This window comes from Nonomuraea sp. ATR24, from assembly GCF_041950485.1.
In the GTDB taxonomy this organism is placed as follows: Bacteria; Actinomycetota; Actinomycetes; order Streptosporangiales; family Streptosporangiaceae; genus Nonomuraea; species Nonomuraea ceibae.
Map to the genome: position 1 here is coordinate 232,727 of NZ_JBGNUU010000012.1, position 18,269 is coordinate 250,995.

20 protein-coding genes are annotated in these 18,269 nt (G+C 74.7%); 13 read left to right on the plus strand and 7 right to left on the minus strand.

The window, feature by feature from the left end; all coding sequences use genetic code 11:
- Window positions 1-15: 15 nt before the first annotated feature.
- From ACBI99_RS27855 to ACBI99_RS27870, 4 genes are all read right to left on the minus strand, one after another.
- Window positions 16-990, minus strand: coding sequence for an aldo/keto reductase (locus tag ACBI99_RS27855; RefSeq protein ID WP_219508638.1), 975 nt, complete (start codon window positions 988-990; stop codon window positions 16-18).
- Window positions 991-1,081: 91 nt separating this feature from the next.
- Entirely contained in the window at window positions 1,082-1,273 is a 192-nt protein-coding gene (locus ACBI99_RS27860; RefSeq protein WP_219508639.1) for a ferredoxin, read from the minus strand.
- A gap of 35 nt (window positions 1,274-1,308) precedes the next feature.
- The gene (locus tag ACBI99_RS27865) at window positions 1,309-2,520 is read right to left on the minus strand and encodes a cytochrome P450 (RefSeq protein ID WP_375073867.1); all 1,212 of its coding nucleotides are present in this window, start codon (window positions 2,518-2,520) and stop codon (window positions 1,309-1,311) included.
- 43 nt (window positions 2,521-2,563) lie between these two features.
- Complete coding sequence (locus ACBI99_RS27870; protein WP_357593331.1) at window positions 2,564-3,799, minus strand: FAD/NAD(P)-binding oxidoreductase; 1,236 nt, start codon at window positions 3,797-3,799, stop codon at window positions 2,564-2,566.
- A 57-nt stretch (window positions 3,800-3,856) separates the two neighbouring features.
- Here ACBI99_RS27870 and ACBI99_RS27875 point away from each other — a divergent pair, with 57 nt between their 5' ends.
- The 4 genes from ACBI99_RS27875 (at window position 3,857) to ACBI99_RS27890 (ending at window position 6,536) form a co-directional block, all read left to right on the plus strand.
- A complete protein-coding gene (locus ACBI99_RS27875) occupies window positions 3,857-4,495 on the plus strand; it encodes a TetR/AcrR family transcriptional regulator (protein WP_357593333.1) in 639 nt (212 codons plus the stop codon).
- Between the two features lie 17 nt (window positions 4,496-4,512).
- The gene (locus ACBI99_RS27880) at window positions 4,513-4,728 is read left to right on the plus strand and encodes a hypothetical protein (RefSeq protein WP_219508642.1); all 216 of its coding nucleotides are present in this window, start codon (window positions 4,513-4,515) and stop codon (window positions 4,726-4,728) included.
- Window positions 4,725-5,186 carry a Clp protease N-terminal domain-containing protein gene (locus tag ACBI99_RS27885; RefSeq protein ID WP_375073868.1) on the plus strand — a complete coding sequence of 154 codons (462 nt, stop codon included), beginning with the start codon at window positions 4,725-4,727 and terminating at the stop codon, window positions 5,184-5,186. Before ACBI99_RS27880 ends, ACBI99_RS27885 begins: the two co-directional genes overlap by 4 nt.
- A gap of 108 nt (window positions 5,187-5,294) precedes the next feature.
- Complete coding sequence (locus tag ACBI99_RS27890; protein ID WP_375073869.1) at window positions 5,295-6,536, plus strand: ATP-binding protein; 1,242 nt, start codon at window positions 5,295-5,297, stop codon at window positions 6,534-6,536.
- Here ACBI99_RS27890 and ACBI99_RS27895 read toward each other — a convergent pair.
- Entirely contained in the window at window positions 6,511-7,137 is a 627-nt protein-coding gene (locus tag ACBI99_RS27895) for a response regulator (RefSeq protein ID WP_219508645.1), read from the minus strand. The genes ACBI99_RS27890 and ACBI99_RS27895 overlap by 26 nt on opposite strands.
- A 108-nt stretch (window positions 7,138-7,245) precedes the next feature.
- On the opposite strand from ACBI99_RS27895, the gene ACBI99_RS27900 reads away from it, so the two are divergent.
- Genes ACBI99_RS27900 through ACBI99_RS27925 form a run of 6 tightly spaced genes read left to right on the plus strand, consistent with a single transcriptional unit; the run spans window position 7,246 to window position 14,798 of the window.
- A complete protein-coding gene (locus ACBI99_RS27900) occupies window positions 7,246-7,434 on the plus strand; it encodes a DUF6229 family protein (RefSeq protein WP_219508646.1) in 189 nt (62 codons plus the stop codon).
- Window positions 7,435-7,450: 16 nt separating this feature from the next.
- Complete coding sequence (locus ACBI99_RS27905; protein WP_375073870.1) at window positions 7,451-10,288, plus strand: type 2 lanthipeptide synthetase LanM family protein; 2,838 nt, start codon at window positions 7,451-7,453, stop codon at window positions 10,286-10,288.
- 5 nt (window positions 10,289-10,293) lie between these two features.
- On the plus strand, window positions 10,294-12,156 hold the full coding sequence (locus ACBI99_RS27910; RefSeq protein WP_219508648.1) for an ABC transporter ATP-binding protein: 1,863 nt from the start codon (window positions 10,294-10,296) through the stop codon (window positions 12,154-12,156).
- On the plus strand, window positions 12,153-13,493 hold the full coding sequence (locus ACBI99_RS27915) for an FAD-binding oxidoreductase (RefSeq protein WP_219508649.1): 1,341 nt from the start codon (window positions 12,153-12,155) through the stop codon (window positions 13,491-13,493). The genes ACBI99_RS27910 and ACBI99_RS27915 overlap by 4 nt, the downstream gene beginning before the upstream one ends.
- Window positions 13,494-13,530: 37 nt before the next feature.
- Complete coding sequence (locus ACBI99_RS27920) at window positions 13,531-14,136, plus strand: TetR/AcrR family transcriptional regulator (RefSeq protein ID WP_219508650.1); 606 nt, start codon at window positions 13,531-13,533, stop codon at window positions 14,134-14,136.
- Window positions 14,133-14,798, plus strand: coding sequence for a VC0807 family protein (locus ACBI99_RS27925; protein ID WP_219508651.1), 666 nt, complete (start codon window positions 14,133-14,135; stop codon window positions 14,796-14,798). Before ACBI99_RS27920 ends, ACBI99_RS27925 begins: the two co-directional genes overlap by 4 nt.
- On the opposite strand, the gene ACBI99_RS27930 is transcribed toward ACBI99_RS27925, so the two are convergent.
- The gene (locus ACBI99_RS27930) at window positions 14,782-15,780 is read right to left on the minus strand and encodes a zinc-dependent alcohol dehydrogenase family protein (RefSeq protein ID WP_219508652.1); all 999 of its coding nucleotides are present in this window, start codon (window positions 15,778-15,780) and stop codon (window positions 14,782-14,784) included. The two genes, ACBI99_RS27925 and ACBI99_RS27930, sit on opposite strands and share 17 nt — an antisense overlap.
- Window positions 15,781-15,876: 96 nt before the next feature.
- Here ACBI99_RS27930 and ACBI99_RS27935 point away from each other — a divergent pair, with 96 nt between their 5' ends.
- The 3 genes from ACBI99_RS27935 (at window position 15,877) to ACBI99_RS27945 (ending at window position 17,721) form a co-directional block, all read left to right on the plus strand.
- Window positions 15,877-16,203: an ArsR/SmtB family transcription factor gene (locus ACBI99_RS27935; RefSeq protein WP_375073871.1), complete on the plus strand. Its 327-nt coding sequence runs from the start codon at window positions 15,877-15,879 to the stop codon at window positions 16,201-16,203.
- Window positions 16,204-16,236: 33 nt separating this feature from the next.
- Window positions 16,237-16,962: a phytanoyl-CoA dioxygenase family protein gene (locus ACBI99_RS27940; protein WP_357593343.1), complete on the plus strand. Its 726-nt coding sequence runs from the start codon at window positions 16,237-16,239 to the stop codon at window positions 16,960-16,962.
- A 150-nt stretch (window positions 16,963-17,112) separates the two neighbouring features.
- A complete protein-coding gene (locus ACBI99_RS27945; RefSeq protein ID WP_364183579.1) occupies window positions 17,113-17,721 on the plus strand; it encodes a carboxymuconolactone decarboxylase family protein in 609 nt (202 codons plus the stop codon).
- Here the strand turns inward: ACBI99_RS27945 and ACBI99_RS27950 are convergent, their stop codons facing one another.
- Window positions 17,722-18,120, minus strand: coding sequence for a nuclear transport factor 2 family protein (locus tag ACBI99_RS27950; RefSeq protein WP_375073872.1), 399 nt, complete (start codon window positions 18,118-18,120; stop codon window positions 17,722-17,724).
- Window positions 18,121-18,269: the final 149 nt, after the last annotated feature.

Genomic DNA, 18,269 nt, shown 5'->3' on the forward strand with positions numbered 1-18,269 from the left:
GGCCGCGCCGGACCGTCAGCCCGCCAGGCCGGCCTCCTTGGCGGCGGCGTCGATGGCCGCGAGCTCGTCGGCGGTGAAGTCCAGGCGGTCCACGGCGGCCACGTTCGCCTCCAGCTGCTCGGGGCTGGAGGCGCCCACGAGCACCGAGGTGACGCGCGGGTCGCGCAGCGCCCAGGCGAGCGCGAGCTGGGCCACCGACTGGCCGCGCGCCCGCGCCAGCCCGGCGAGCGCCCGGACGAACGCCAGCACCTGCGGCGTCACCCGGTCCGGCGTGAGGAAGCGCCCCTCGGCGGCACGCGAGTCGGCGGGGATGCCGTCGAGATAGCGGTCGGTGAGCAGCCCCTGCGCCAGCGGCGAGTAGACGACGCAGCCGACCCCGTGCTCCTCCAGCACGCCCAGCAGCGAGTCCTCGATCTCCCGGTTGAGCAGCGAGTAGGACGGCTGGTGCACCAGGAGCGGCGTGCCGAGCTCGCGCAGCAGCCGGGCGGCCTCGGCGGTGCGCTGCGGGGAGAAGTTGGACACGCCCACGTACAGCGCCCGCCCGGTTCGCACCAGGTGGTCGAGCGTCGCCACCTGCTCCTCCAGCGGGGTGTCCGGATCGTCCCGGTGCAGGTAGAAGATGTCGACGAAGTCGAGCTCCAGCCGGGCCAGCGAGCGGTCCAGCGTGGCGAGCAGGTGCTTGCGCGAGTTGCCCTTGCCGTACGGGCCGTCCCACATGGGGTTGCCGCCCTTGGTGGTCACCACCACCTCGTCGCGCAGCGAGCGCGGCAGCAGCCGGCCGAACGCCGACTCGGCTGCGCCCAGCGGCGGGCCGTAGCGGTCGGCGATGTCGACATGCGTGATGCCCAGGTCGAAAGCCTTGTGCAGGATCGCCCGCTGCCCGTCGAGCGGCTTGCCGCCGCCGAAGTTGTGCCACAGGCCGAGCGACACGGCGGGAAGCAGGAGGCCGCTACGGCCACACCTTCTGTACGGCTGGCGTTCGTAGTCCACGGTGCACCTTCCGGCGTGATCAACAGGATGGGCGACATATCCGTCGTGCCCTGATGAATCACCGTAGCGGCATCTCCCCGGCCCGCCCGGGTCAGCCGAGCTCGATGGCCGCCCCCGGGCACACCGCCGCCGCCTCGCGGACCGCGTCGTGCTGGTCCGCGCCCGGCTCGGCCTGGAGCACGACGGCGATGCCGTCGTCGTCACGCTGGTCGAACACCTCCGGCGCGATCAGCACGCACTGTCCGGCGCCGCAGCACTTGTCCTCGTCGACGATGACCTTCATTCCGATCCTCCCCTTTCCGATGACCAGCGGACCGGCTACCAGCGGACCGGAACGGTGCGCAGGCCGCCGACGGCCAGCCCCTCCACCCGCTCCAGCTCCCCGGCGGGCACGGCCAGCTCCAGCGTGGGCAGCTTGCGCAGCAGCACCTCCAGCACGACCTGCAGCTCGGTGCGGGCCAGCGCCTGCCCCAGGCAGGAGTGCGCGCCCGCGCCGAACGCCAGGTGCGGGTTGGGGCTGCGGGTCAGGTCCATCTCGCCGGCGGCCTCGAAGGCGCTCTCGTCGCGGTTGGCCGCGGCCATGCTGCACACCACGGTCGTGCCGCGCGGCAGGACCGTGCCGCTGACCTCGGTCTCCTCGCCCAGGTAGCGGGGCAGGCCGAAACCGGCGTTGGCGTCCAGGCGCAGCGTCTCCTCCACGGCCGTGCGGATCAGCTTCGGGTCGGCCAGCAGGCTCTCCCAGCAGCCGCGGTCGGCCAGCAGCATGGAGACCATCTTGCCGATCATGTTGGCGGTGGTCTCGTGCCCGGCGACCAGCAGGCCCATGCCGGTGACCACGATCTGCAGGTCGGACAGGCCGCCCTCCTCGGGGCCGCCCACCGCGATCAGCTCGCTCAGCAGGTCGTCGCCGGGCGCGGCCCGCTTGCCCGCCACCAGGTCGGACATGTACTGGAAGAACTCCGCCTGCGCGGCGTCGATCTCCTCCTTGCCGTAGCGGGTGAGGTTGAGCAGCGTGTCGGACCAGTACGAGAACCGGTCGCGGTCCTCCGCTGGCACGCCGAGCATGTCGCAGATGACGTAGACCGGCAGCGGGAAGCCGAGGCTGGCCCTGAGGTCGCCGGGCGCGCCGCCCGCGACCATCTCGTCGATCAGGCCCTCGGCGATCTTCGTCATCGACGGCCGCAGGGCCGACATCCGCTTCGCGGTGAACCATCTGCCGACCAGGCGCCGCCAGTGCTGGTGCTCCTCGCCGCCGTCGGGGATGATCGTCGCCATCTCGTTGCTGAACACGCCGCCGCCCTCGGCCGACAGCCGGGCCGCGTCGGGCGCGGTGAGCTGCCGGGTGAAGCGCGGGTCGGCCAGCACCTGCTTGACGTCGTCGTAGCGGGTCAGCAGCGTGGCGGTGTCGCCGCTGGGCAGCTTCACGTGGGCCACCGGGCACTCCTTGCGCAGCTCCGCCCACTCGGCGGGCGGGTCGAGCGCCGCGTCACTGGGGATCGGGTAGCGCAGGACCTGCTCGTTGACGCTCATGCGGCATCTCCTCTGCGGTAGTGGTTGGTCACGCGCGGACGGGTCAGGCGGGCGCGAGCGGCTGGGCGGCGAGGACCTGCTGCCTCAGGACACGCGCCTGCTTGGGCATGTTCCAGCCGAGCACGCCGGTGACCCGGCCGTCCTCGCGGTAGAGGGCGGCGAAGCGGTGCTCCTCCGGGTCGCCTTCGGCGACGGTCAGCTCGGCCGCCGGTGACGGCAGCCCGTGAGCCTGGATCTTGACGTCGTACTGGTCGGTCCAGAAGTAGGGGATCGGCGTGTACGGCCGGTCCGCGCCGAGGATGTTGGCCGCCACCGCCTGGGCCTGCTCGGTGGCGTTGGTGCGGTTCTCCAGGCGCAGCCGCCTGCCGAGCCCTTCGTGCGGCCAGGAGGCCACGTCGCCGACGGCCCAGACGCCCGCGGCGGCGCGGCAGCGCGAGTCGCACCTGACGCCGTCGTCCAGGGTGAGGCCGCTGCCCTCCAGCCAGCCGGTCGCCGGGCGGGACCCGGCGGCCACCACGACCACGTCGGCGGCCAGCAGCTCGCCCCCGGCCAGCCGGACCCCGGTGACCCGGCCCGCGGCGCCGGTCAGCTCCTCGACGGTGACGCCGAGCCGCAGCCGGACCCCGCGCTCGGCGTGGGTGCGCGCCAGCAGCGCGCCGGCCACGTCGCCGAGCTGCGCGCCGAGCGGCGTGCCGCCCATGCCGGCGAGCGTGACGTCCAGGCCGAGGGTGCGGGCGGTGGCCGCGACCTCCGCGCCGAGCACGCCGTCGCCCACGACCACCAGCCGCCGCCCGGCGGTCAGGTCGCCGCGCAGCGCGAGCGCGTCGTCCAGCGTGCGCAGCACGTGCACGCCGGCCAGCCCGTCCTGGCCCGGGAGCCGGCACGGGGTCAGCCCGGTGGCGACGACCAGGGCGTCGGCGCGCAGCACGCGGCCGGAGGCGGTGGTGACCTCCCGGGCCGCCGCGTCCAGCGTGACGGCCGGGTCGCCGAGCGCGAACTCCGCCCCCAGCGCGTCCAGCCGCGCCTGGTCACGGAGCTGGACGCGCTCCGGCTCCCACACCCCGGCCAGGACCTGCTTCGACAGCGGCGGCCGGTCGTAGGGCAGGTGCGGGCCGGCGTCGAGCAGCGTCAGGCCGCCCTGGTAGCCGTGCCGCCGCAGCGCCTCGGCCGTGCTCAGGCCGGCCGCCGAGGCGCCGACGATCAGCACGCCGCCGGGCGGGGTCACGAGCGGCCGCCCCGGGAACGTGTGCGCATGGTCGTGCTCCCTTCCGGACGCCACATTACCCTACACATGTAGGAAATCGTACACATGTAGTCAGAAGGTAGGGTGAAATGCGTGTCCACTAGCAGAAACAGCACCCCCGCGGCCGACCGGCGGGTGCGACGGACCCACGCCGCCCTGGCGCGGGCGCTCCTCCGGCTCGTCGAGGAGCAGGACCTGTCGCGCATCAGCGTCGCCGACGTCGCCGAGCACGCCGGGGTGAGCCGCTCGACCTTCTACGACCACTACCGCGACGTGCACGAGCTGGCCGAGGCCGCCTGCACGGCGATGATCGACGACCTGATCGCCTCCCTGCCCGCCCCCTCGCCGGGCTCGCCCGACCTGGAGCGGGAGGCTGCCCTGTCGCTGGAGGCGTTCTTCGCCAGCCTCGCCGGGCACGCCGGGCTCTACCGCGGCCTGCTGGGGCCGCAGGGCAGCGCGCGCGTGGCCGACCACATCCGCCGCCGCATCACCGCGGCCGTCTACGACCGCCTGCGCGAGGGCACCGGCCTGCCCGCCCGCGCCGGGGCCCCGCTCGACGGCCGGCTCGACATCCCGCACAACGTGCCCGCCGCCTTCACCGGCGGGGCGATCATCGGGGTGGCCGCCGACTGGCTTGAGCGCGGCTGTCCGCGCTCGCCCGCCGAGATGGCCGCGCTGACGTGGCCGCTGTTCAGCGCCCTGTACGGGGCCGGCGTGCATAAGCAACTCTAGTTGCTAGGCTTGCCCGCATGGCAAGCGAAGATCCGGCCGACGCGCTGGCCGCCGTGGCCGCGCTGCGCCGGCTGGCCGACCAGCTCGAGGACGCCGCCGTCGAGCAGGCGATGCGGGCCGGCTGGAGCTGGCCGCAGGTCGCCGAGGCGCTCGCCGTCACGCGCCAGGCGGTCCACAAGAAGCACGCCAAGCGGCTCATCGCCGCCGGGGTGACGCTGCGGAGGCGGGCATGAGCGAGATCGACCTCCACCTCCAGGAGGTCCTGGGGCGCGCCGAGGAGGAGGCCGCGCAGGACGGCTCGGCCACCATCGAGGCGCACCACCTGCTGCTGGCCATCGCCACCGGCCCCGATCCGGCGCTCACCGCGGCGGGCCTGGACCACGCGGCGCTGAAGGCCGCCCTGCGCCGCGAGTTCGAGCACAGCCTGAGCGTCGCCGGGGTGTCGCCCGGCGACTTCGACCTGCCGCCCGCCACCCGCGACCCGGAGCGCCGGCTCGGCCTGGGCGCCTCGGTCAAGCTCGCCCTGGACCGGATGGCCAGGGCCCACCGCAAGAAGGACCTGCGGCCGGGCCACCTGCTGATCGCCGTCCTCCAGGCAGAGGCGGGCACGGTCCCGCGCGCCCTCGCGCTGGCGGGCGTCGACCGGGCCGCCCTGATCGACCGCGTACGGGACGGGCTCGCCGGCCGGTGAGCACACGCCGAAAACGGCGACTCGGACACCCGTATCAGGCGCGCGCTTGAGATCGCGCCGGGCTCGATGGATCTTAGAGTCCGGCTCGTCTGAAGGGCGTCGCTACACATGCAGCCTCCACCCCCGAGCGACCCGCGCGACCCGGGCGGACGGGGCTCACTCGGCTGGCGGGACCCGCTCTTCCTGGCGTCCAGGCCCAGCGCCGAGCGGGTGCGCAGGTTCGTGGCGATGCTGCTGCTGCTCCAGCGGCTCAGCTACCTGCTGCCCGCCTGTTCGAGCCTGTTCACCGCGCGGGGACCGGTCACCGTGCTGTCCACCGGCCGGGGGCTCGACGTGGCGCTGCTGGCCGTGGCCCTGGCGTGGAACGCGGCGCTGTTCCGCTGGGTGGCGCGGCGCGGCTGGTTCGACCCCCGGGCGGTGGTGATCGACGTGGCCGCGACCTGCGTGTTCATGATGGGGGTGACCGGGGCGTGCCTGCCCTCGTCCGGCACGTGCGTGTCCAACTGGTCCTCCCACGCGCTGCTGGCGACGGGCGCGCTGATCGGCGCGGTGTGCGAGCGGCCGGTCCAGTTCGCGGCGCTGCTGCCGCCGGTCGCGGTCTACGCGCTCGCGCACGCCGGCGACCTGGGCCAGCGCCTCCCGGCCGTGGTGGAGCTGGGCGTGCGGGTCAACAGCTACGTGTGGTTCGCGGTCATCGTCTTCTTCATCCGCCGCTACCTGGCCGCCCAGGCGACGCGGCTGGACGCCCTGGCCGAGCAGCGCTCGGTGGCCGAGGCCGAGCGGGCCGCCGAGCGGGCCAGGCTGGCGCACTACCGGCAACTGCACGACACCGTCCTGACGACGCTGACCGCGATCGCCCGCGGCGGCCTGGACCACCGTACGGAGGAGGTGCGGCGGCGGTGCGCGGCCGACGCCGCCTACGTGCGGACGCTGATCAGGCAGGACGCGATCGGTCCCGCCACCGGGCTGGGCAACGGCCTGGCCCGCGCGGTCGCCAGGGCGGCCGGGCTGGGGCTGTGCGTGCGCTACGCCGCCGAGGCGCTGCCCGGCGGCGTGCCCGACGAGGTGGGGGAGGCGATGGCGGAGGCCGGTGCGGAGGCGCTCAACAACGTGGCCAGGCACTCGGGGGAGCGCGAGGCGTGGCTGACCGCGGTCGAGGTGGACGGCGTGGTCACCGTGCGCGTCGTCGACCGGGGCACGGGCTTCGACCCCGGCCTGGTCGAGCCTGGTTACGGGCTGCGGTCGTCGGTGATGGGGCGCATGCGCGAGGTGGGCGGGCGCGCCGAGGTGATCACCGCGCCGGGCGAGGGGGTGTGCGTGGAGCTCAGGTGGCCAGACCGTCCTCCCTGACGCGGTCGGCCAGGTCCAGCTTGGTGTAGGCGGGGCGGCCCGCCTTGCGGTACTTGTCCTTGACGCGTTCGAGGTAGTTCCTGGCGGTGCCCGGCTGTACCCCGGCGCTGCGGGCCGCCGCGGTGAGCGTCATGCCGGAGGCGTAGGCGAGCAGCACCGCGCGTTCCTGCGGCGACAGGACCGGCCGGTCGCCGTCGCGGTCGGCCAGCCAGCCGAGCGCCAGCTCGGGCGAGATCGCCACCCGGTCCTCGGCCACCTCCCTGACCTTGGCCACCAGCATGCCCAGGTCGTGATCCTTGGTGAGGTAGCCGCCCGCGCCCGCGGCGATCATCTGCCTGGCCATGTCGCCCGAGGTCACGACGCTGACCACGAGCACCCGGCGGTGCAGCCGTACCAGCGTGCGCACGTTGCCCGCGGGGTCGGAGCGGTCGGCGAGCAGCAGGTCGAGCAGCACCACGTCGGCCGGCGAGCGCTCGGCGGCGAGCAGCTCGGCGACGGTCGCGGCCGATCCGATCAGCCGGACGTCGGGCACCGCGGCGAGCCAGGCGGCCAGCCCGTCGATGAGCATCCGGTCGTCGTCCACGACGGAAACGGTGATCACGCCTGTCTCTCTCATATCCGGAATGTCGTGTCAAGTGCGCAGTTTTGACGTCTAGCCGTCATGAACCCGGCACCAGATCATGACGCCAAGTCCGAGAAGGGAGCAAGGATGACCGTCACCCTCGAAAGGGCCGAGGAGATCATCGCCGCCTGGAGGGCGGGCGACGAGCCGGACAGCCCGGTGGGCCCGCTGCTGCAGGGCACGTACGCCGAGTCCGAGATCACCATGACCGGGCCGGGCGCGTCCGGGAAGTGCGGCACCGCCTGCTCGGCTTCTCGCACCCGTTACTGCTGCTGAGCGGGGACGGGAGCACATGGCCGGTGAGTTCGACCCACCGCTGGACCCGCTGATCGGACCGGCTCTGGCCGACCTGGAGGCCCGGCTGGGACGGCTCACCGGCCTCGCCGGGGCCGAGCGCGCAGCCGTCCTGGCGGGCTCGGCGCGGTCCCTGGACGAAGACGTCCGCCGCAGGATCACCAGAGTGCTGGTCCTGGAGGTGAACGCCGCCCGGCTCTCCGGGCGCCTGACCGCCTCCGACCCCGCCGCCCGCTGGGAGCAGTGGAAGCGGACCGTGGCGGAACCGGCGTTCTGGCGCGGACTGGACGGCCCGTACCCGGCCATGAAGGCCCGGCTGGCGACCGTGATCCGCAACCGCTGCGAGGCCGCCCACCGCTTCGCCGCCCGCTTCGCCCGCGACCGCGCCGCGCTGGCCGCGCTGCCCGGCGCGCCGGCCGGCGAGCTCACCCGCGTCGAGTTCGGCGCCGGAGACAGCCACCGCGGCGGGCAGACGGTCGTGCTGGCGCACGGCGAGGACGGGCGGGTGCTGTACAAGCCGCGCTCGCTGGCCGTCGACGCCGAGCTCGCCCGGCTGCTCACCCACCTCGGCGACTCCACCATGCGAGTGCCCGAGGTCGTGACCCGCGACGGGTACGGCTGGGCCGAGCACATCGAGCACCGCCACTGCGCCGACGCCGCGGAGCTGCGCGCCTTCTACCGGGGCATGGGTCACTGGCTGGCCCTCATGCGCCTGCTCGGCGGCAGCGACCTGCACGCCGAGAACCTCATCGCGGCGGGCCCGCACCCCGTGGTCGTCGACTGCGAGAGCCTGTTCACCCCGCACGCCAAGGCCCGCCCCTCCGGCTACGGCCAGGCCGTCGACCTGGCCGTCGAGCTGGTCAACGCCTCCGTCATGCGCACCGGGCTGCTTCCCGGGCGCGGCGTCGCGCTGGGCTGGCGGGGCGTCGACATGTCGGCGGCCGGGGCGCTGCCCGGCCAGCAGCCGGAGGTCGAGCTGCCGGTCGTGCTCGACGCCGGCACCGACAGCCCGAGAATGGGCACCGAACGGGTGGAGCTGCCTCCGGCGGCCAACCACCCCAGCCCCGAGCCGGTCCTCGGCCACTACTGGGACGCCATCATCGCCGGGTTCGACGAGCTCGACGAACGCCTCGCCGAGCTGGACCGGTCGGCCAAGCTGGAGCCGCTGCTGGCGGGCTTCGCCGACTGCCCGGTCCGCGCCGTGCTGCGCTCCACCGAGTCCTACGCCGAGCTGGCCCGCATGCTCTGGCATCCCGTCGCGCTGCACGACGAGGCGCCCGCCCGGGCCAGGGCCGCCGCGCTGCTGGCCAGGATGTCCGAGAACGTGCCCGGCGCTCCCGGCGACGCCGCCGTCATCGCCGCCGAGGTGGACGAGCTGTGCCAGGGCGACATCCCGCTGTTCGACACCACGCCCCGGGTGGGCGTGCTGCGCGGCCCCGGAGGCAGCCGGTGCGGGCCCGAGCTCGACCTGGTGGCCGACGCCGTGGCCCGCTGGCGGGCGCGTGATCACGCGCTGGACCGCCGGGTGGCGCAGGCTGCCCTGGTCAGCGCGTACCTGAACGAGGGCTGGATGCCGGAGGACAAGCGGCTGTCGCCCGGCCTGCTCCTCACCGACCGGCTGGAGCCCAGGCGGCGCGCGGCGGCGGCCGGCATCATGCGGGGCGTGCTGGACGCCGCCGTGCGCGGGCCCGACGGCACCGTCACCTGGATCACGCCCGTGCTCAACCCCACCGGCTGGGCGGTGCAGCCGCTGTCGGCCGACCTGTACGGCGGAGCCCACGGCGTGGCCGTCCTGCTGGCCGCCTACGTGAGCGAGGCCGCCGCCGGCCGGGCCGAGCCCGTCGACGAGCTGCCCGGCCTGCTGGCGGCCGTCCTGCGCACCGTACGCCTGACCGAGGACCGCGACGCCGCCCAGCGGCGCGCAGACATGCGGCTGCGGCCGGAACCGCCCGGCGCGTACCTCGGCATCACCTCGCAGGTGTGGGGCTGGCTGCTGCTGCGCGCGCTCGGCGCGGCCGGGGAGGAGGCGCCGGACCGCGCCCGCGCGCTGGCCGAGCTGCTGCCGGAGGCGATCGACGCCGACGACGGCTACGACCTGCTGTCCGGCATGTCCGGGGCGATCGTCCCCCTGCTGCGGCTGGCCGAGCAGACCGGGGAGCCGCGCTGGACCGCGCTCGCCGCGTCCATCGGCGAACGCCTCGCCGCCCTGGCCGAGCACCGGACCGGCGGGGCGTGCTGGCCGGGTGCGCGCTTCCCGCAGGGCCTCGGCGGGCTGGCCCACGGCGCCACCGGCATCGGCTGGGCGCTGTCCCGGCTGGCGGACACCGCCGCCGCCCCCGCCGGGACGCGCGAGCTCGCCGACGCCGCGTTCGCCTACGAGGACACCCTGTACGACCCGGACCAGCGCGGCTGGGTGGACCTGCGCGGCGACGGGTTCACCGCCGCCGCCTGGTGCCACGGCGCGGGCGGCGTCGGCATCGTCGCCGCCGACCGGCTCGCCCGCGAGGGCGGCGCCCGCTGGCGCGACCGGCTGGCCCGCGCCGCCGCCTCCTGCTGGGCCGACGGCACCGGCTGGAACCACACGCTCTGCCACGGCGACCTCGGCTCCTGGGAAGTGATCGAACACGCGCGGGCCGCCGGGGTCGCGCCGGTGGACCGGGCCGTCCTGGACGCCCACATCCTGGGCGGCCTGGAGGTCAACGGCCCGGTCAGCGGCCTGGCCAGGGACGCCTTCGCGCCGGGCCTGCTGCCCGGACTCGGCGGCGTCGCCTACCAGCTCCTGCGCATGCACCCGGACTGCGCGCTGCCGTCCGTCCTGCTGCCGGACCCGGCGTGAGCGGCATGACGGCGGACGCGCAGGACGAGCTCGTCACCCCCTACTGGCACCTCGACAGCCCGGACGGGCCCCGGCACACCCTGCGCCGCCTGCCGGCGCTCGTCGCGCCCGTGCTGCGGCTCGTCTGGGAGTGCGGGCGCCGTCCCGCGCTCGCCGTCCTGGCCCTCCAGCTCGCGATCGGCGCGGCGACGGCGGGCGGCCTGCTGGCGACCACCGCCGTGCTGGACGAGCTGCTGGCCGCAGGGGCGGCCCCGGAACGCATCCTCGCCGCGCTGCCCGACCTCGTCCTCGTCGCCGTGATCGTGGCGCTGCGCGGAGCCGCCGTGGCGGGCGTCGAGCTGGCCAGGGCGCGGCTCGAACCGGCGCTGCGCCGGGCCGCGCAGGAGCGGCTGTTCGCCGCGGCGCTCGGCGTGCAACTGGCCGACCTCGACGACGTGGACTTCTTCGACGGCCTGCACCGGGCCCGCGACCGCGGGCTGTTCCACCTCGACCGCTCCGCGGGCAACCTCGTCGACCTGCTCGGCGCCGCCTGCGGGGTGACGGCCGCCGCCGCCGGGCTCGCCGTACTGCACCCGCTGCTGGTGCCGCTGCTCGTGGCCGGGGTGATCCCGGAGGCGTGGGCGGTGCTCAGGGCCGCCAGGCGCGGCTACGCGGGCATGCGCGCGATGGTCACGCTGAACCGCCGCGTGGACCTGCTCACCTCCCTGGCCACCGAACGCGAGCCGGCGGGCGAGCTGCGCGCCTGCCAGGCCGAGCCGTCCGTGCTCGCCGAGTACCGGCAGGTGGCGGACGTGCTGAAGGCGGAGGAGACGCGGGTCGGGCTGGCCATGGCGCGGGCCACCGCCGCCGGCCGCGCCGCCGCCGGGCTGGCCCTGGCCGGGGTCCTGGCCGCGCTCGGGCTGATGCTGCACGCCGGCTGGATCGCCACCGCCGCCGCCGGCACCGCCGTGATCGCCGTCAGGGTGGCCGCCGGGGCGCTGCGCCAGCTCACCCAGGCCGCCAACCAGCTGTTCGAGCAGTCCCTGTACGTGGCCGACTACCACGACTTCCTGGCCGACGCCGAAGCCAGGAGGCGGCCCGAGGGCGGCGTGCCCGCGCCCCGCTCACCCGCGCGCATCACCCTGCGCGACGTGGGGTTCACCTACCCGGGCGGTGCCGGGCCCGCGCTGCGCGGCATCGACCTGACCGTCCACGCCGGCCAGACGATCGCGCTCGTCGGCGAGAACGGCTCGGGCAAGACCACGCTGGCCAGGCTGCTGGCCGGGCTGTACCGGCCCACCACCGGGACCATGCGCTGGGACGGGCTCGACTGCGCCGGACTGGACCCGCGCTCGCTGGCCGACCGGATCGTGCTGGTGCCGCAGCACCCGGTCCGCTGGCCGCACGACGCCAGGACCAACGTCCGCATGGGCCGCCACGACCGCCCCGACCCGGGCGACCACGCCCTGCGCGAGGCCGCCTCGCTCGCCGCCGCCGACGACGTGATCGCCGGGCTGCCCTCGGGCTGGCGGACGCTGCTGTCCAAGCAGTTCCGGGGCGGTCACGAGCTGTCGGCCGGGCAGTGGCAGCGCCTGGCCGTCGCCCGGGGGCTGTTCCGCGACGGGCCGCTGCTGATCTGGGACGAGCCGACCGCGCCACTGGACGCCAAGGCGGAGTACGCCGTCTACGAGACGCTCCGGCGGATCGCCGGCGAGCGCACGGTCGTGCTGATCACGCACCGGCTGACCAGCGTGCGGCACGCCGACCGCGTCTACCTGCTGCACCAGGGCCGCATCGCCGAGCAGGGCACCCACGAGGAGCTGCTGGCGCTGCGCGGCCGCTACGCCGAGCTGTACGCGCTACAGACCGGCAAGCCGGCCCGCCGATGACCGCGCCGCGGCTCATCCATCCCGGCGAGCCCGGTTACCAGGCCCGCCGCAAGCCGTTCCTGGGCACGCTCGACGAGGCGCTGCCCGCCGCCGTGGCCTGCTGCGGCTCCGAGGCCGACGTGATCGGCGCACTGGAGCTCGCGCGCGTCCGCGGCCTGCCGTTCGCGCTGCGCGGCGGCGGCCACAGCTTCGCCGAGCACTCCTCGACGACCGGCCTCCTGGTCGACCTCGGCGGGATGCGGACGATCGAGGTCGGCGACGGCACCGTGCGGGTCGGGCCCGGCGTGCGGATCGGCGAGCTGGCCCGGCGGCTGGCCGAGCACGGGCGCATGGTGCCGTGCGGCTGGTGCCCGGCCGTGGGCGTGACGGGCGCGGTCCTCGGCGGCGGCTACGGCGTCTTCTCCCGCCTGTACGGGCTCGGCGCCGACCACCTGCTGGCCGCGCGCGTCGTCCTGGCGGACGGGCGGGCCGTCGAGGCGGGCGACGACCTGCTGTGGGGGCTGCGCGGGGCGGGCGGCGGCACGTTCGGCGCTGTCACCCGGCTGACGCTGCGCACCCGCCCGATCGTCCCCGTCACCGCCGTCCGGGCGATCTGCGGTTTCGGCGACGCCGCCGCCCTCGTGGACGCCTGGCAGCACTGGGCGCCCGGCGCGCCGGACGAGGTCAACCTGGAGATTGCCGTCATCGCCGGCGACGAGCCTGAGGAGGAGCCGTACGCGGTGCTGTTCGGCGTCGTCGCCGGGCCGGAGGAGCAGGCCGCCGAGCTGGTGGCCGGCCTGGCCCCGGTGGACCGGCTCACGCTCACCCGGCTGGAGGGCGCCGCGGCCGCCTGTCACCACTCCTACGCCGACGGCGGAGCCGGAGCCGCCACGGAGCTGCCGCCCGGAGAGCGGCCCGGCCTGCGCCTGAGCAAGTCGGGATTCCTGCCCGGCGCCCTGCCCCGGGAGGCCGTCGAGGACCTGCTGGAACGGCTGGCCGCCGACCGGGTCTACGGCGAGATCCGCGACCTGGAGTTCGTGCCGTGGGCGGGCGCGATCGGCCGCGTCGACCCCGCCGCGACGGCCTTCGCCCACCGCACGCCGCGTTTCCTGCTCAAGCAGGCCGTGCAGGTCGGCTTCCGGGCGAGCGACAGCCGCCGCCGGGACGCGCACGCCTGGCTGCGCCGCGCCTGGGAGCGCATCTCCCCGTGGACGTCCGGCGTCTACCCCAACTACCCGGACCCGGACCTGGCCGACTGGGCGCGCGCCTACCACGGGGCCAACCTGCCCCGGCTGCGCGAGCTGAAGGCCGTCCACGACCCGCACGGCGTGTTCGGCTCGGCCCAGCCGCTGGGCTGACCTGGCGCCGGTTACTCGAATGGCGTATGTTTTACTCATGCAAGTAAGAACGTTCACGGGGGAGGCCCGGCGCGCGCAGATCATCGCCGCGACTGTGGAGACCCTGAGCGAGGCCGGCTACGGCCAGACGTCGTTCGCCCGGATCGCCAAGCGGGCCGGGCTCAGCAGCACGCGGCTGATCTCCTACCACTTCGCCGGCAAGGACGAGCTGATGGCCGAGGTCGTCGGCCACATCATCGGCAAGCTCGGCCGCCACCTGGGGGAGCGGATGGCCGGGCTGCCCGGCGCCGCCGCCCGGCTGCGCGCGTACATCACCGGGCTGGTGGAGTTCAACGCGACGCACGCCGGTGAGATGCAGGCGCTGATGACGATCTTCCTCGACTGGCGCGGCGGCGCGGGCGAGAGCCGGTCCTACGGCCCCGACGAGGAGAACGGCGTCCTCGGGCACCTGGAGGCGATCCTGCGTGACGGGCAGAGCCGGGGGGAGTTCCGGCAGTTCGACACGTTCGTCATGGCGGCGACCATCCAGCGCTCGCTCGACGGGCTGCCGTTCCTGCTGCGCACCAAGCCCGACCTCGACCTCGACGGCTACGCGCGCGAGCTCGTGACGCTGTTCGACCTGGCCACCCGGAGCGGCGGGTGAGCCGGGCCCTGTCGTTCGCGCTAAACGTCGTGGTGCCGCTGGGGGTCTACTACGGGCTGCGCGCGCTCGGGGTCAGCGTCTATCTCGCGCTGCTGGTCGACGCGCTGGTCCCCGCCGTGGTCACCGCCTGGCAGTTCGCCCGGGGGCGCAGGCTGGACGGGCTCGGCCTGTTCATGGCGGGCATGATGGGCATCGCCCTGCTGGCCGCGCTGGTCGGCGGGGACGAGCGGCTGCTGCTGGCCAAGGAGGGGTTCGTCACCGCCGCCGCTGGGCTGTGGTTCCTGGCCTCGGTGTGGTGGGGGAGGCCGATGGCCTACGAGTTCACCCGCCCGCTGGTGGAGCGCAGGCTCCCGCGCGGGCCGCTGCGCGAGCCGTGGGACGTCTACTGGGAGCGGCTGCCCGCCTTCCGCCGGATCTGGCGGGTGTCCACCGTGATCTGGTCCGTGGCGCTGCTGCTCGACGCCGCGGCCCGGGTCGCGATCGCGTACACGCTGCCCGTCGACCTCGTCAGGGCGGCCGGGCTGGGGCTGTACGTGGCCATGACGCTGCTCGCCGTGCTCGCCACCAACGTCCACTACTTCGCGACCGGGCTGTTCAACGGCTGGAGCGCCCTTTACGCGCCCATCAGGGAGCGGAGCCTGCCCGTCACCGGCCCGTCGTGACGACGATCTTGCCGACCTGGGCGCCCGACTCCAGATAGCGGTGCGCCTCGGCGACGTCGGCCAGGTCGAAGACGCGGTCCACGGCGGGCGCGAACGCGCCGGCGCGCAGGCCGGAGGCGACGAACGCCTCGGCGCGGCGCAGCCGGTCCGGGTCGGTGGTCGTCTCGTGCACGGTGTAGGTGCGCATGTTCAGGGCGGGCATGCCGAGCGCGAACCCCGGATAGGGCGTCACCTCGCCGCTCAGCGCCCCGTACATGATCAGCGAGCCGCCCGGCGCGACCGCCCGGCCCAGCTCCAGCACGCCGGGACCGGCGACGGCGTCGAAGACGAACTCGGCGCCGCGCCCGCCGGTCAGCGCGAGCACCCGCGCGGCCACGTCCTCCTCCTCGGTGACGATCACCTCGGCCGCCCCGGCCGCGCGCAGCCGCGCCGCCTTGGCCCGCGTGCGGGTGGTCGCGACGGGCACCGCGCCGACGCGGCCGGCGATCTGGATCGCGGCCAGGCCGACGCTGCTGGAGGCCGCCGTCAGCACGACCGTGTCGCCCGCGCGCATCCCGCCGACCTCCACGAGCGCCCCGTACGCCGTCAGGTACGGCATCCACACCGCCGCGCCGCCGACCGCGTCGAGCCCGGCGGGGCGGGGCAGCACCGCCGCGGCCGGGACCACCGCGCGCTCGGCGTAGACGCCGTAGTCGTTCATGGAGAACGCGGGCACCACGCTGATCTCCTGGCCGGGGGCGAACCCCGTCACGCCGGCGCCGACGCCCTCGACCACGCCCGCGGCCTCGGCGCCGAGCCGGGAGGGGAACTCCTTGACCGGCTCGATGTAGTGGCCGCTGCGGAACAGCGTCTCGGCGCGGTTGAGCCCGATCGCGTCGACCCGGACCAGCAGCTCGCCGGGGCCGGGGTCGCCGGGCTCCACGTCCTCCAGCCGCAGCACCTCGGGCCCGCCGAGCTCGTGGAAGCGCACCGTCCTGGTCATCGCGCATCGTTCCTTCCGTGGTGAGGGGTTCACTCAAGCGGAAAGTATGATCGCTGTCAAACTTCGATGGTGGCCGTACTTTGCTAGGGTGGGGTGATGACGGTGGCACGGCGAACCGGGCGGGAGCGCGTCCCGCCACACCCGGACATCCGGACGATCACCCTCCAGCAGGTGCTGGAGGCCCTCGTCGACCCCGTGCGCCGCCACATCGTCAGCGAGCTCTACCGGGCCCGCGAGGACGTCAGCTGCGGCACCATCGAGCTGCCCGTCAGCAAGTCCACCGCCACCCACCACTTCAACGTGCTGCGCGAGGCCGGCCTCATCCGCCAGCACTACGTGGGCACCTCCCGGATGAACGCGCTGCGCCGCGACGAGATCGACGAGGCCTTCCCCGGCCTGCTCCAGGCGCTGGTCGGCCGCTGAAAAGCAGTGGACAGCCCCGTTACGGTGGCTGCCATGACTGTTGTGGACGTGGAGCGTTTCGTCGCCGACGGATTCGTCAAGCTGGAGGCCGCCGTGCCCCGCGAGGCCGGCGACGCGGCCAGGGCGGCGGTGTGGCACCAGATCGGCCTGTCGCCCGACGACCCCGCCGGATGGCGGCAGCCCGTGGTGTGGGCCGCCGACGTCACCGGCCAGGGGCCGTTCGGCGCGTTCGTCCGCAGCGCCCGCCTGGCCGAGGCGCTCGACGCGCTGGCCGGGCCGGGCGGCTGGAAGCCGCGCGGAGCCATCGGCAACATGCCGGTCCGCTTCCCCGGCAAGTCCGAGGTCGACGACCGGGGCTGGCACATCGACGCCTCCGTCGCCCGGCCCGACGGCTCCTGGGCGGTGTCCGGGCGGCCCGAGACGATGCTGCTGCTCACGCTGCTGTCGGAGGTGGGCGAGGACGACGCGCCGACCCGCATCCGGGTGGGCTCCCACCGTGACGCCGCCCGCGTGCTGGGCGAGCGGGTGCTCGACCCGTTCGAGGCCGGGCCGCTGCTGGACGAGGCGTCCCGCGACCGCCCGGTGGCCCGCGCGACCGGCCTGCCCGGCGACGTCTACCTCGTGCACCCGCTGACCGTGCACGCCGCCGACGAGCACCGCGGCACCCGGCCGAGGTTCATGGCCCAGGGGCCGGTCTTCCTCACCGAACCGGTCGCGCCCGGCGACGGCAACGCCCTGGCGCGCGCCCTACGGGACTGAGTCCCGCCGCCGTCCAGCGTCCGGGCTGACAGGAACGTGTCACGGCGGACATCATGCTGGCCCGCACAATTCCGGATACGCGGCGGCCCGGACCGCACACTTGCAGTATGCAGGCGAATTCGGCGGACGAAGGGACGGCAAATGGCACAGGTGAATTGGCCCCCGCGACGGCGGGAATTCGTCAACCACGCGGGCGGAAAACGCCCGCACATTACACTGGTTTCGGATGAGCCGGGAATTCGCGGGCTGTTCCGCTACCGGCCGGAGGCGGCGGCGCCGCTCACGCAGTTGTCGGAGGTGCTCCTCTCCGGCGACGACACCCTGGACCGCGCCGAACGTGAGCTGATCGCGGCGTACGTGTCGTCGCTGAACCGGTGCCGGTTCTGCTTCCACACCCACGCGGCGTTCGCCGCGGTCCGGCTGCCCGAGGGCATGAAGCTGGTCGACGCGGTGCGGGCCGACCCGGACACGGCGCCGATCTCCGCCAGGCTGCGGGCGCTGCTCGCGATCGCGGCGGCGGTGCAGCGCGGCGGGCAGCAGGTCGGCGCCGACCTGGTCGAGGCCGCCAGGGCCGAGGGGGCCTCGGACCTGGCGATCCACGACACGGTGCTGATCGCCGCGGCGTTCTGCATGTACAACCGCTACGTCGACGGGCTGGCCACGCTGGCCTGCGACGATCCGGAGCACTACGCGGCCAGGGCCCGCCTGACCAGCGGCTACGTGGCCGTCTGGCGCAAGGAGCTGGCCGAGAGCGCGTGATCAGGAGGCGAAGAACGCGTCCACGGCGCCAGGGTCGTCCGGGTAGCTCCACCGCTCGCTGATCCTGCCGCCGGTGACGCGGTAGACCTGCAGGCCGGTGTCCTCCAGGACCCGGCCCTCGCGCTCGGCGTAGACGCTCAGCATCGCCGCGACGTGGTCGTCGCCCACCAGGAACGTGCGCGGCTCCATCCGCAACGTGTCGCCGGTGCTCTGGGCGAGACGCTTGAGATAGCCCAGCACCTCGTCCTTGCCCCGGTAGTCGCGGGCCAGCGAGCCCTGGCCGGGCACGTGGAAGACCACGTCGTCGGCGAGAAGTTCGTCGCGCAGGTAATCCCAGTTGCCCTTCGCCATCGCGTCGTAGCTGTTCGCGGCGACGGTGATGTTCGGGTGATCGGCCATGACGCACTCTCCGGTCGTTAAACGGGGTTCACGTGGCGTGCGTGACATTACGCCGGGCGGTAACGCCCGACAACCCTTGTCCGGCCGCCGGGAAACAAATGGGGCCGGCGACCGGAAAAGAGGCGTTGACAGGCGCGCATTACACAACG

Excerpts from the sequence above, each read along its gene's own strand:
- ACBI99_RS27860 (WP_219508639.1), bottom strand. The coding sequence starts at position 1,273 with ATGAAGGTCATCGTCGACGAGGACAAGTGCTGCGGCGCCGGACAGTGC.
- ACBI99_RS27865 (WP_375073867.1), bottom strand. The coding sequence starts at position 2,520 with ATGAGCGTCAACGAGCAGGTCCTGCGCTACCCGATCCCCAGTGACGCG.
- ACBI99_RS27880 (WP_219508642.1), top strand. The coding sequence starts at position 4,513 with ATGGCAAGCGAAGATCCGGCCGACGCGCTGGCCGCCGTGGCCGCGCTG.
- ACBI99_RS27885 (WP_375073868.1), top strand. The coding sequence starts at position 4,725 with ATGAGCGAGATCGACCTCCACCTCCAGGAGGTCCTGGGGCGCGCCGAG.
- ACBI99_RS27890 (WP_375073869.1), top strand. The coding sequence starts at position 5,295 with ATGCAGCCTCCACCCCCGAGCGACCCGCGCGACCCGGGCGGACGGGGC.
- ACBI99_RS27900 (WP_219508646.1), top strand. The coding sequence starts at position 7,246 with ATGACCGTCACCCTCGAAAGGGCCGAGGAGATCATCGCCGCCTGGAGG.
- ACBI99_RS27905 (WP_375073870.1), top strand. The coding sequence starts at position 7,451 with ATGGCCGGTGAGTTCGACCCACCGCTGGACCCGCTGATCGGACCGGCT.
- ACBI99_RS27910 (WP_219508648.1), top strand. The coding sequence starts at position 10,294 with ATGACGGCGGACGCGCAGGACGAGCTCGTCACCCCCTACTGGCACCTC.
- ACBI99_RS27915 (WP_219508649.1), top strand. The coding sequence starts at position 12,153 with ATGACCGCGCCGCGGCTCATCCATCCCGGCGAGCCCGGTTACCAGGCC.
- ACBI99_RS27920 (WP_219508650.1), top strand. The coding sequence starts at position 13,531 with ATGCAAGTAAGAACGTTCACGGGGGAGGCCCGGCGCGCGCAGATCATC.
- ACBI99_RS27930 (WP_219508652.1), bottom strand. The coding sequence starts at position 15,780 with ATGACCAGGACGGTGCGCTTCCACGAGCTCGGCGGGCCCGAGGTGCTG.
- ACBI99_RS27935 (WP_375073871.1), top strand. The coding sequence starts at position 15,877 with ATGACGGTGGCACGGCGAACCGGGCGGGAGCGCGTCCCGCCACACCCG.
- ACBI99_RS27940 (WP_357593343.1), top strand. The coding sequence starts at position 16,237 with ATGACTGTTGTGGACGTGGAGCGTTTCGTCGCCGACGGATTCGTCAAG.
- ACBI99_RS27950 (WP_375073872.1), bottom strand. The coding sequence starts at position 18,120 with ATGGCCGATCACCCGAACATCACCGTCGCCGCGAACAGCTACGACGCG.